The organism is Blastococcus sp. KM273128, assembly GCF_021698975.1.
In the GTDB taxonomy this organism is placed as follows: domain Bacteria; phylum Actinomycetota; class Actinomycetes; order Mycobacteriales; family Geodermatophilaceae; genus Blastococcus.
In genome coordinates this window covers 1-11776 of record NZ_SSXA01000103.1, presented here as the reverse complement: position 1 = coordinate 11776, position 11776 = coordinate 1, and the positions used below count along the sequence as shown (strand labels likewise).

The 11776-nt window shown below is 76.8% G+C and carries 12 protein-coding genes and 1 rRNA gene; 10 read left to right on the top strand and 3 right to left on the bottom strand.

What is annotated here, in order from left to right:
* The 3 genes from rrf to E9529_RS19980 all read left to right on the top strand — a co-directional run.
* Positions 1-98 (top strand): 5S ribosomal RNA (rrf, locus tag E9529_RS19990); the annotation flags it as partial.
* Positions 99-1268: 1170 nt separating this feature from the next.
* Entirely contained in the window at positions 1269-2375 is a 1107-nt protein-coding gene (locus tag E9529_RS19985; protein ID WP_236833021.1) for a lipopolysaccharide assembly protein LapB, read from the top strand.
* Positions 2376-2473: 98 nt separating this feature from the next.
* The gene (locus tag E9529_RS19980; protein ID WP_236833020.1) at positions 2474-2833 is read left to right on the top strand and encodes a single-stranded DNA-binding protein; all 360 of its coding nucleotides are present in this window, start codon (positions 2474-2476) and stop codon (positions 2831-2833) included.
* A gap of 16 nt (positions 2834-2849) precedes the next feature.
* Here E9529_RS19980 and E9529_RS19975 read toward each other — a convergent pair whose 3' ends face one another.
* Positions 2850-4145 (bottom strand): DUF1015 domain-containing protein, encoded by a 1296-nt coding sequence (locus E9529_RS19975; protein ID WP_236833022.1) that lies wholly within the window; start codon positions 4143-4145, stop codon positions 2850-2852.
* Positions 4146-4248: 103 nt separating this feature from the next.
* Here E9529_RS19975 and E9529_RS19970 point away from each other — a divergent pair, with 103 nt between their 5' ends.
* Both E9529_RS19970 and E9529_RS19965 read left to right on the top strand, forming a co-directional pair.
* Positions 4249-4674: a tetratricopeptide repeat protein gene (locus E9529_RS19970; RefSeq protein WP_236833019.1), complete on the top strand. Its 426-nt coding sequence runs from the start codon at positions 4249-4251 to the stop codon at positions 4672-4674.
* Positions 4671-5783: an HAD-IIA family hydrolase gene (locus E9529_RS19965; protein WP_236833018.1), complete on the top strand. Its 1113-nt coding sequence runs from the start codon at positions 4671-4673 to the stop codon at positions 5781-5783. Before E9529_RS19970 ends, E9529_RS19965 begins: the two co-directional genes overlap by 4 nt.
* A gap of 11 nt (positions 5784-5794) precedes the next feature.
* Here E9529_RS19965 and E9529_RS19960 read toward each other — a convergent pair whose 3' ends face one another.
* Positions 5795-6112 (bottom strand): alkyl sulfatase C-terminal domain-containing protein, encoded by a 318-nt coding sequence (locus E9529_RS19960; RefSeq protein WP_236833017.1) that lies wholly within the window; start codon positions 6110-6112, stop codon positions 5795-5797.
* Positions 6113-6303: 191 nt separating this feature from the next.
* Here E9529_RS19960 and E9529_RS19955 point away from each other — a divergent pair, with 191 nt between their 5' ends.
* From E9529_RS19955 to E9529_RS19935, 5 genes are all read left to right on the top strand, one after another.
* On the top strand, positions 6304-6564 hold the full coding sequence (locus tag E9529_RS19955) for a hypothetical protein (RefSeq protein ID WP_236833016.1): 261 nt from the start codon (positions 6304-6306) through the stop codon (positions 6562-6564).
* Positions 6564-7361: a TlyA family RNA methyltransferase gene (locus E9529_RS19950; protein ID WP_236833015.1), complete on the top strand. Its 798-nt coding sequence runs from the start codon at positions 6564-6566 to the stop codon at positions 7359-7361. Before E9529_RS19955 ends, E9529_RS19950 begins: the two co-directional genes overlap by 1 nt.
* Complete coding sequence (locus E9529_RS19945) at positions 7358-8410, top strand: NAD kinase (protein WP_236833014.1); 1053 nt, start codon at positions 7358-7360, stop codon at positions 8408-8410. Before E9529_RS19950 ends, E9529_RS19945 begins: the two co-directional genes overlap by 4 nt.
* Positions 8385-10157, top strand: coding sequence for a DNA repair protein RecN (gene recN / locus E9529_RS19940; protein ID WP_236833013.1), 1773 nt, complete (start codon positions 8385-8387; stop codon positions 10155-10157). The genes E9529_RS19945 and recN overlap by 26 nt, the downstream gene beginning before the upstream one ends.
* 87 nt (positions 10158-10244) lie before the next feature.
* Entirely contained in the window at positions 10245-10961 is a 717-nt protein-coding gene (locus E9529_RS19935) for a methylase (protein WP_236833012.1), read from the top strand.
* Between the two features lie 151 nt (positions 10962-11112).
* Here the strand turns inward: E9529_RS19935 and E9529_RS19930 are convergent.
* Positions 11113-11776: TetR/AcrR family transcriptional regulator (locus tag E9529_RS19930; RefSeq protein WP_236833011.1), on the bottom strand; the 664-nt coding region annotated here is incomplete at its 5' end.

Genomic DNA, 11776 nt, shown 5'->3' with positions numbered 1-11776 from the left:
GGGAAACGCCCGGCAACATTCCGAACCCGGAAGCTAAGCCTCTCAGCGCCGATGGTACTGCCCTGGAGACGGGGTGGGAGAGTAGGACGCCGCCGGACATACTTCACCGAACGGGGGTCAGAGCGAGTGCTCTGGCCCCCGTTCGCTTTTTCCATGTCCGCCGCCGGCCGTCGAGCTGTGTGCGGTGTCGAGCGAAGAGGTACCCAGAACTCATGACTGCTCCGCGACGCGGCCCCGGCGGGTCCGACTCCGGACGAGGGCGGCCGACGTCCCGCGGCACCCGGCCGCCTGGAGATCGTCGTGCCGGCGGGGGCGCCCCTCGAGGTGGATCCCAGGGCGATCGGCCGCGTGGTGACTGGCAGGACCGTCGCCCGCAGGGTGACCGTCCGCAGCGCTCGGATCGCCCGCGTGGTGACTGGCAGGACCGTCGCCCGCAGGGAGATCGTCCGCGCGGTGACTGGCAGGACCGTCGCCCCCAGGGGGACCGTCCGCAGCGCCCGGACCGTCCCCGTGGTGACTGGCAGGACCGTCGCCCCCAGGGTGACCGTCCGCAGCGCCCGGACCGTCCCCGTGGTGACTGGCAGGACCGTCGCCCCCAGGGTGACCGTCCGCAGCGCTCGGACCGCCCGCAGGGTGATCGTCCGCAGCGCCCGGACCGTCCCCGTGGTGACTGGCAGGAGCGCCGTCCCCAGGGTGATCGTCCGCAGCGGTCGGATCGCCCGCGCGGTGAGTGGCAGGACCGTCGCCCGCAGGGTGAGCGCCCGCAGCGGTCGGACCGTCCGGCGGGTGAGCGGCCGCGCGGTGAGTGGCAGGACCGTCGCCCGCAGGGTGAGCGCCCGCAGCGCTCGGACCGCCCGCAGGGAGATCGTCCGCGCGGTGACTGGCAGGACCGTCGCCCCCAGGGTGACCGTCCGCAGCGCTCGGACCGTCCCCGTGGTGACTGGCAGGACCGTCGCCCCCAGGGTGACCGTCCGCAGCGCTCGGACCGCCCGCAGGGTGACCGTCCGCAGCGCTCGGACCGCCCGCAGGGTGACCGTCCGCAGCGCTCGGACCGTCCCCGTGGTGACTGGCAGGACCGTCGCCCGCAGGGTGATCGTCCGCAGCGCTCGGACCGGCCGCGCGGTGAGTGGCAGGACCGTCGTCCCCAGGGTGAGCGTCCGCAGCGCTCGGACCGTCCCCGTGGTGACTGGCAGGACCGCCGTCCGCAGGGCGACTGGCGGGAGCGGCGTCCGGCCGGGACCCGGCCCGCGCAGGACCGGCGTCCGCCGGTGCCCGCTGGTCCTGAGGTGCCCGAGTGGGCCGACCCGCGAGACCTTGACCCGGCGATCCGCGCTGCTCTCCGCGGGCTCGACCCGCGCAACTCCGCCAAGGTCGCGGGACATCTCGTCGTGGCCGGCACCCTGGTCGACGAGGACCCGGAGACCGCTCTCGCGCACGCCCGCGCAGCCCGCGACCGGGCCTCCCGCTTGGCCGTCGTGCGGGAAGCCGTCGGTGTCGCGGCGTACCACGCGGGCGACTACGCCGAGGCAGCCCGGGAGCTCCGCGCCTACCGCCGCATGAGCGGGGACCAGGGATACCGGGCCGTCCTCGCCGACTGCGAGCGCGCGCTCGGGCGCCCAGAGGTCGCTGTCCGTCTGGTCAACGAGGCGCTCGCCGACGCCGTCGACGAGGAGGAGACCGTCGAGCTCCGCCTGGTCGAGGCCGGTGCCCGCCAGGACCTCGGTGAGGGCGCGGCAGCCCGGCTCGTGCTGGAGCGCGCGCTCGGCGGGCGCCCGGCCCCCTCCAGGTTGGACGCGGGGGACCCGGGTCAGCTGCGGGTGGCCGCGGCCTACGCCGACCTGCTGCGCACCCAGGGCGACGAGGAGCGCGCCGTGCAGTGGCTGGAGGCCGTTGCGGCGATCGACCCCGAGCTGGCCGGGGAGGACTTGGGCGTCCACTTCGACGAGTTCGACGAGACGGCCGAACCCGGTGGAGACGTCGCCGACGAGGAGCCGGCGCGCGAGTCCGCCGAGAACCAGATGCTCACGGGCGACGTGCCCGCCGAGGACGCGGTGTCCGAAGATGCCCTGCCCGTCGAGGCCGAGCCGTCCGTCGAGGCCGAGGCCTCCGATGAGGATGCCGCCGATGACGACGAGTTGTCCGGGGGCCTGCCACCCGTGGTCCAGTTCAGCGACGCCGAGCTCGGCGCGGACGACGCCGCCGATGCGGGCTTCACGGCGTCCACGCTCACCGGTGACGCTGGGGCCCGCACCCGGGCGATGACCTTCGCCGAGGAGGTCGAGGCGGAGGTCGCGGAACTCCTCGGTGAGACCGGCGACGACACGACGGTCCCGACCGACCGGTCGGAGCCGACGGACGACCAGCCGGAGACCTGACCCGCGGCGCTTCGTCCGGCTCGTCCACACCCGGGCGGCGCGTCCACAGATGTGCCCGCCCGATCCCCGGTGGAGCCTCCGGCGAGCAGGCTGCGGGCATGACCGTGGCTGTGATCGATCGCAACGACGTGGTGCTGCGGGGGCGGCTGTCCGCCCCCGCAGAGCTGCGCAACCTGCCGAGCGGCGACACGCTGGTGAGCTTCCGGCTGGTGGTGCGCAGGCCAGGGCCCACCGTGCGCGGCCGGTCGGTGGACGTCCTCACCTGCATCACCTACGACCGGGGGCTGCAGCGTCGCGCCGCGGCCTGGCAACCGGGCGACGTCGTCGAGGTGGAGGGCGCGCTGCAGCGGCGCTTCTGGCGCACCGGCACGGGCACCGCGTCGGTGTGCGAGGTCAACTGCCGGCGCGGGCGCAAGGTCCCGCGATCAGCCGCGCGGGCCGCGGGCGAGACGGCGTGACGCGGTGCCGTGCTGCTCAGCCGGCGAGCGGGCGCAGCACCAGCCCCGTGCGCGGCTTGGGCACGAAGAGCGTCGACTTCCGGGGCATGCGGGCGCCCGCACGCGCGACCGCGGCGACGTCCGTGGGCGAGGGGGCGCGCAGCAGCACGGCGACCCCCGCGCGCTCGACGGCGGAGGTCAGCGCCTCCTCCAGCCCGTGGGCGAGCACGACGGCGTCCGCGGTGTCCGGTCGCGCCCACAGCACCTGCAGCAGCCCGTGGTGGGCGAGGACCACGTCCAGGTCGCGCCAGGCGGGCGGTGCCTCGGTCGGGACGGCGGCGCGCAGTTCCGGAGCGGCGGCCGTCAGGCGCACCAGGCGGACGCCGTCGCTGAGCAGCAGCCCGCGCTCGGCCGGATCGGCCAGCCACGTGCGCGCAGCGGCAACCACCGCCGCCGGGGCCGCCCCGTCGACCGGCACCTCCGCAGTGACAAAACCGCGGGCCGCCGCCGCCACCGCGGCGTCGAACGGGAGACCGGGCACCACCCGGTGGATCGGGTCGACCCGGAGACCACCGGGCCCCATGGGGGTGACCAGCGCGAGCACCGCGTCCGATCCCGCGCCACCGTGCGTGCCGGCGTTGGCGCGTGCCGCGGCGAAGCGGTGGTGCCCGTCGGCGATCACCGCCCGGGTGCGCGACAGCGCCCGCGTCGCGGCCTCGAGCGTCGCGCCGTCGTCCACCCGCCAGAGCCGGTGCAGCACGCCGTCGCCGTCGCGCAGCTCCATCGTCGGGGTCGACCGGCGCACCCGCCCGCTCACCTCGGCCACCTCCGGCTCGGGGTCGTGGGCGAGCACGATCGGCTCGAGGTCCGTGCCGGTCGCGGCCAGCAGCGCGCGCCGTCCCTCGACCGCCGCGGGGTAGGTGTCCTCGTGCGGGAGCACCGCGGCGGAGCCGGCAGGGGGCAGGGCCACCGCACCCAGCCAGCCCACGGTGGCGGGGCCGCCGTCCGCCGGCTGCAGCTCGTAGAGCCACAGGGCGGGCACCGGATCGCGGACGAGCACGCCCTCGGCGAGCCACGCCCGGAGGGTGCTGGCGGCCAGCTCTGCGGAGGCGCCGGCGCTCTGCGGCTGCCCGTCGACCTGGGGGAGGATCAGCCGGACGATGTTGTGCGGGTCCGCGTCGGCCAGCCGAGCGCGGCCGGCCGGGGTCACCAGGTCGTAGGCTGGCGAGCTGACGCGGGCCAGGTGCCCGGGATCCCGGTCCCGGTAGGTGAGCGCCCGGAATGGCCGGACCTCCAGGCCCGGACCGGAGCCGGACGGCGTATCAGGTCCCACCGACGACGAGAGCACGACGAAGATCGTAGGAGCGCCACCGGCGGTGGCTCCTCCCGGACCGGCGGACGCCGGGGTCGGGCAGCGGTCGAGGAAGGGGGCGGTGGTGCCAGCACCGGGCGCACCGGAGGACCGTAGCGGGGACCGCGAGGCGCCGGCCGGTGGCGTGTACGACTGGTACCACCGCGGCCTGGCGCTGCTCGCCGACCGGCACGCCGACGCCGCGGTGACGCTCCTGGCCCGTGCGGCGGAGGCCGAACCGGGGTCGCGCAGCGTCCGGGAGGCGCTGGCCCGCGCGCAGTACGACGCCCACCGCTATCCGGAGGCGATCGAGAGCTTCACCCGGCTCATCGCCGCCGACCCGGCCGACGACTACGCCCGCTTCGGTCTGGGGCTGGCCGCCAGCCGCGCCGGGGACCTCACCCTCGCGGCCGAGCAGCTGGCGCTGGCCGTCGCGATGCGCCCCGACCGGGCGCACTACGCGCGGGCGCTGCGCGAGGTCCGGGCCCGTCGGACGAGGGGGTCCGCATGACCGGCCGACCCGACCGCCCGTCGCCGCCCGCGCTGGGCGGCGGCTGCCCCCAGCCGCCGACGCAGCGGTACGACGTCGCCCTGCTCGACCTCGACGGGGTCGTCTACGTCGGACCGGACGCCGTCCCCGGCGTGCCCGCAGCGCTGGCCCGGGCCCGCGCCGACGGGATGCGGCTGGGCTTCGTCACGAACAACGCCGCCCGCACGCCCGAGCAGGTGGCCGCCCACCTGACCGAGCTGCAGGTCCCGGCCGAGCCGGGTGACGTCATCACCAGCTCCCAGGCGGCGGCGACGGTCGTGGCGGAGCTGCTCGGCGCCGGGGCGCGCGTCCTCCCGGTCGGCGGCCCGGGGGTCGCCGCCGCGCTGGAGGCGGCCGGCCTCACGGTCGTCACCCGGGCGGAGGACCGGCCGGCCGCGGTCGTCCAGGGCTACGGGCGCGAGGTCGGGTGGACCCAGCTGGCCGAGGCCGTCGTCGCCGTCCGTGACGGGGCCCGGCACGTCGCGACCAACACCGACGCCACGATCCCCTCGCCACGCGGCCCGCTCCCCGGTAACGGCGCGATGGTCGGGGTGGTGCGGCAGGTCACCGGGCAGGAGCCGCTGGTCACGGGGAAGCCCGACCCGGCGATGCACGCCGAGTGCGTGCGCCGCACCGGCGCGGCGCACCCGCTGGTGGTGGGCGACCGGCTGGACACCGACATCGAGGGTGCCCGGCGGGCCGGCGCGGCCAGCCTGCTGGTGCTCTCCGGGGTCACCGACCCGGCCACGCTCCTCGCCGCCGGGCCGGAGCAGCGGCCCGACCTGCTCGCCGCCGACGCCTCCGGCCTCCTGCACCCGCACCCGCCGGTCACCGCAGAGGGCCGGACGTGGCGGTGCGGTGGCTGGACGGTCCGCCCGGCGGAGGGCGGCGACGTGCTGGAGCTCCGCGGCCCCGACCCGGTGAGCGGGGACGGGACCGACCCGGGGGACCTGGACGGGCTGCGGACGCTGTGCGTCGCGCACTGGGCGGCCCACCCCGAGGGCGCGGTACCGGCGCGGGTGCTCGCGCAGGGGGCGGCCGCGGCCGCGCGCGTGCAGGCCTGGCACCTGCCGTCGGGCGGCCCGCGCTGACCCGCCGGGGCTCAGAGCAGCTTGCGCAACCGCAGCAGGTCCCGCAGGCCGGCCTCGAGCTTGATCCGCCCGCTGGCCCACGCCGAGCCGAACGACAGCCGGCCGTCGGTCAGGGCCACCAGGTCGTCGCTCGTCATCGTCAGCCGGATGTCGGCCTTCGGCACGCCTGGGCCGTCGGGGACGGCGTGCAGGTCCTTCACCGACCCGGAGCTCAGCCGCCCCAGCACCACCTGGTCCAGGTCGGTGAGGCGGCAGGACAGGCTGCGGTCGAGGCCGGCCGCCGCAGGGTTGGCGGCGAGGTCGCCGAGGACGCCCGAGAGGGCGGTCATGCACTGGTCCATCGTGGCCACGCGGAGCGGTCCCCCTCGGGATCGGCGGCAGGTGCGGTCGCCCGACGCTATCGCGCTGCTCCGTCCGACCCGTCGACGTCGTGCCCGGCCGGTAACCTCCGCAGCAGACGCCGGCGTGCCCCCGCGGCCCCGTCCCGGCCCATCCGACCCCTTCCCCCGAGAGGTGCTCCGTGACCGAGCCGACCGCACCGCGACCGGTGCCCGGGCCCTACCGCCCGGGGCCCGCGCCGGTCGCCGCCCCGGAGGCTCCGCCGGCCGGCCCGCAGCCGGAGGAGCCCACCGCGGCCACGGCGGACGGGAACCCGGCGCCCGCGGACGGGAACCGGCGGCTGGACGGCCTCGACGAGCTGCCCGTGTCCGAGCACGTCGCCCTCTTCGAGGCCGAGCACGCGCGCCTGCAGGGCGAGCTCGGCACGATCGACCCGCGCTGATGGCCCGTCGCAGCCGGCTCGACGCCGAGCTCGTGCGCCGCGGCCTGGCCCGGTCGCGCGAGCACGCGGTGAGCCTCATCGCCGAGGGCCGGGTCGCCGTCGCCGGGCAGGCCGCGACCAAGCCGGCCACCGGCGTCGAGGCGGGCACCCCGGTGGTGGTGCGCACCGACCCGGACGAGCCGTCGTGGGTGTCCCGCGGGGCGCACAAGCTGCTGGGTGCGCTCGAGGCGTTCCCGGTGCCGGTGGAGGGGCGGCGGGCCCTGGACGCCGGCGCGTCCACCGGGGGCTTCACCGAGGTCCTGCTGCGGCGCGGGGCGGCCGAGGTCGTCGCCGTCGACGTCGGGTACGGGGAGCTGGCCTGGTCGCTGCGCACCGACGAGCGGGTGCAGGTGCACGAGCGCACCAACGTGCGCACGCTGACCCCCGACGCGATCGGCGGGCCGGTCGACCTCGTCGTCGCCGACCTCTCCTTCATCTCGCTGCGGCTGGTGCTGCCGGCGCTCACCGCCTGCGCCCTGCCAGGCGCCGACCTGCTGCCGATGGTGAAGCCGCAGTTCGAGGTGGGCCGGGAGCGGCTCGGTGCCGGTGGCGTGGTGCGGGACCCGGAGCACCGGGTGCAGGCTGTGCTCGAGGTGGGCCGGGCGGCGCACGCGCTGGGGTGGGGTACCGCCGGCGTGGTGGCCAGCCCGCTGCCGGGGCCCGCCGGGAACGTGGAGTTCTTCCTGTGGCTGCGGTCCGACGCCGGGCCGATCGAGGAGGACGCCGTCCGACGAGCAGTCCAGGAGGGACCGCAGTGAGCGAGCCGAGCACGGCAGCACCCGGCGAGCAGGGGACCCGGCGGGTCCTGCTCACGGTGCACACCGGACGGCGGGACATCGTCGAGCTGGCCCGCACCTCCGCCGCGCGGCTGCTGCGCGGCGGCATCGGGGTCAGGGTGCTCGACGACGAGGCGCCGGACCTGGAGATCCCCGGTGCCGAGGTGGTGGCCTGCGACGAGGGCGCGGCGCGGGACGCCGAGATCGTCATGGTCTTCGGCGGCGACGGCACCTTCCTGCGCGCCGCCGAGCTGGCCCGCTACACCGACGCGGCGCTCATGGGCGTCAACCTGGGCCGCGTCGGGTTCCTCGCCGAGACCGAGCCCGAGGCGGTCGAGGAGACGCTCACCGCCATCGAGGAGTGCGAGTACTCGGTCGAGGAACGGCTCGCCATCCGGGTCGACGTCGTCGACGGCGGGGGAGCCGTCGTCGGGGGCACGTGGGCGCTCAACGAGATCTCGGTGGAGAAGGCCGAGCGGTCCCGGGTGCTGGACGTCGTCATCGCGATCGACGGCCGGCCGCTGACCAGCTTCGGCTGCGACGGGGTGCTGTGCGCGACGCCCACCGGGTCCACCGCCTACGCCTTCTCCGCCGGCGGGCCGGTGGTCTGGCCCGACGTGGAGGCGCTGCTGCTGGTGCCCAGCAACGCCCACGCGCTGTTCGCCCGGCCCCTGGTCACCTCGCCGAACTCCGTGGTCACCGTCTCGGTGCCCGTTGACGGCAACCAGGCCCGGGTGTCGGCCGACGGGCGCCGCAGCCTCGACGTCCCCGACGGTGGTCGCGTCGAGGTGCGGCGCGCGAGCCGGCCGGTGCGGATCGCCCGCGTGCACGCCTCGACGTTCGGCGACCGGCTGGTGGCCAAGTTCGGCCTGCCGGTCCGCGGGTTCCGCGACGCCCGGCACGCCGGGCCCGGGCACGAGCTGTTCACCAGCCGTAACGTGCTCACCCGTGAGGTGGTCACCGCCGACGACCCGGCCCGGACGGCTCCGGCGCAGGAGGTGAGCGGTGGCGGCACGCACGACGACGCCTGAGCGGACGCGGGGCACGGCGACGGGCCGGCTCTCGGAGCTGCGCATCCGGGGCCTGGGCGCCATCGACGACGTCACCCTCGAGCTCGGTCGCGGCCTGACGGTGGTGACGGGGGAGACCGGCGCCGGCAAGACCATGGTGGTGACCGGGCTGACCCTGCTGTTCGGCGGGCGGGCCGACCCCGGCCGGGTGCGGGCCAGCGGCCGGGCCGGGGTGGAGGGCCGGCTGGAACTGCCGCCGGAGTCGCCGGCCTGGGCGCGGGCTGCCGACGCCGGCGCCGACCCCGACGACGACGGCAGCCTCATCCTCGCCCGCACCGTGAGCGCCGAGGGGCGGTCCCGCGCCTACCTGGGCGGCCGCAGCGTGCCGGTCGGCGTCGTGGCGGAGCTCGCCGAGAGCCTGCTGGCGGTGCACGGCCAGACCGACCAGCTCCGGCTCTCCCGCCCCGCCGAGCAGCGCCGCGCGCTCGACCGGTACGCCGGCGCCGACCACCTCGCCCTGCTGGAGCGCTACCGCGCCGCGCACCAGCGGTGGCGCGAGCTCGCCGCCGACCTGGACCGCCGACGGGGGCAGGCCCGGGAGCTGGCGCAGGCGGCCGACGTGCTGCGCCACGGGCTGGAGGAGATCGCCGACGTCGCCCCCGAGCCGGGCGAGGACGAGGCCCTGGACACCCAGGCGAAGCGGCTCAGCGACGCCGACGCGCTGCGCGCCGCGGCCGACGAGGCGCGGATGGCGCTGGTCGGCGACGTGACCGGTGACCTCGGCGCCGGCGAGGTGCCGCAGGACGCCACCGCGGCGCTGGCCATCGCCGAGCGCGCCCTCGCCGGCTCCGACGACCCCACGCTGGTGATGCTCGCCCAGGACCTCGCCGACGCCGTCGCCGTCGTCTCCGACGTCGCCGGGCAGCTGGCCGGCTACGTCGCCGACCTCGACGCCGATCCCGCCCGCCTCGCCGAGGTGCTGGACCGCCGGGCCGCCCTCACCGCGCTGGTGCGCAAGTACGCCGACCCCGGCGCGGGCGTCGGCGGAGTGCTGGCCTGGGCCGAGGACGCCGCGCACCGGCTGGCGCAGCTCGACGTCTCCGACGAGGCGCTGGAGGCCCTGGCGGCCGAGCGGGACGCCGCCCGGGCGGAGGTCGACCGGCTCGGCGCCGAGATCTCGGCCGGGCGGCGCGCGGCCGCCGAGGGCTTCGCCGCGGAGGTCGGCGGCGAGCTCGCCGGGCTGGCGATGAAGAGCGCCCAGGTCTCCTTCAGCATCGACAGCCACCCCGACGACCCCGGCCCCGAGGGCGTCGACGAGGTAGCGCTGCTGCTGGCCGCCCACCCGGGGGCGCCGCCGCGGCCGGTGCACAAGGGGGCCTCCGGCGGAGAGCTCTCCCGCGTCATGCTCGCCATCGAGGTCGTCTTCGCCGGCGCCGACCCGGTGCCGGTCATGGTCTTCGACGAGGTCGACGCCGGGGTCGGCGGCCAGGCCGCGGGCGAGATCGGGCGGCGGCTGGCCCGGCTGGCCCGCGACCACCAGGTCGTCGTCGTCACGCACCTGGCGCAGGTCGCCGCCTTCGCCGACACCCACCTGGTCGTCGACAAGGCGCCGGACACCGGCGCCGGGGTCACCGCCACCGACATCCGCTCGGTCGACGGCGAGGACCGCGTGCGCGAGCTGGCCCGCATGCTCTCCGGTCTCGCCGACAGCGACACCGGGCAGGCCCACGCGCGGGAACTGCTCGCCGTGGCCGAGGCCGCCCGCTGACGCCGTCCCCGAAGGTGCGGGGTGCTCGCGTCCCCGGTGCGGGTGAGCGGGTGAGTGGCGCGCAACGCACCGGGGTAGGGGGCGGCGGTGACCTGCTTCTCCTCGACCGACGAGTCCGCGCACTACGGCTTCTCGGTGTGCATGCTGCTCAGCCAGTACCGCGATCAGCTCGGGTGGGACGAGGAGGGGGTCGACGAACTGGGGACCGGTGACGCCACCGCCATCTCCGACGTCGTCCGCTCGCTGCCCGGCCTGCGGGTGCGCAGCTACGACATCAGCGCCCCCTCGGTGGAGCAGGCGCGCGCCAACATCGCCGACCGGGGCGTCGCCGACCGGTACACCGTCGAGCTCGGGGACTTCTTCGACCAGGCCGACTCCGCGGGGGGCCGGCCGGCGCGCACGGTGATCTCCAACCCGCCCTACATCCCCGCCCCCGACCGCGACATCCTCATGCCCGAGCTGTGGGGTGGCGTGCGCGGCAACGACCTGGTGCTGCAGCTGCTCAAGGTCGGCTACACCGACGTCATCACCGCCGTCGCGAGCTACTCCGACCCCGAGGCGACGGTGCGCACGGCCGAGGAGCTCGGCTACAGGGTGGTCAATTTCCTGGCGATGGGGCTGGACTTCGGGCCGTACAGCAGCGAGCCCAAGGTCCGCGAGCACATCCGCCGGCTCTGCGCCGACGGGCACGGCTGGGCCGGCGAGGACGGCTACATGGTCGCCGTGGCGCTGTTCACGCGCGACCCGGAACTCCCCGGCGACCGCGCCGACCAGCTGCTGGGTTCTCTTCAGATCACTGTGTGATCTGGACCGCGGCCAGGTGCCGTGCCCCGGTTGGGTTGAGCCGTTGCCGGCCCTTCGCGGGGACCCTCCGGGCCCGCCTTGGCGGGCCGCCTCGCAGGGGCGGCTCCCCGACCTCCCTCGGAGGGCCTCCGGCCCCCGCTCGGGAGGTCGGTCACCGCCGCTTGGCGTAGCCGGCGAGGCCGAACTGGAGGAGGGCCAGGCCGCGGCGTCCCTGACGGCGGAGCTCGGCGCCCAGCTCCGGGCCGCTCACCCCGTCGAGGACCCGGTCGCGCGCCAGCTCCAGCAGCGAGGCGTACAGCCCCAGCACGGCGTGCGCGGCCAGCCACGGCTCGATCTGTCCCGGGCGCGCGGCGGTCTCCTCGGCGATCAGGTCGGCCAGCGAGGTGGTGAGCTCACCCAGGATCTCCCGCTCGCGCACCTGCAGCGTCCGGCTGCCGCGGATCACCCGCGCCATGCGGGCCACCCCGTCGGCGGCCTCCGGCGTGCCCAGCAGGCTCACCGCGGCGACGACGAAGCTCCCGGCGGCCGCCGCCACCGACTCACCGGCCGGCCGGCGGCGCACCGCGGCCAGCAGGGCGGCGCGCATGGGCGGGTCGGCGTCGAAGACCAGCCCCTCCTTGACGGGGAAGTGGTTGAACACCGTCTTCTCCACCACGCCGGCGCGCTGGGCGATCTCCACGACGCTCACCGCGTCGAACCCACGCGCGTCGAACAGCTCCGTGGCGGCGTCGACGATCCGCGCACGGGTCTCCTGCCGGCGGTGCTCCCGGACGCCCTGCCCGCGCGGCCTCCGGCGGCCCTGCGGGCGGCCCCCG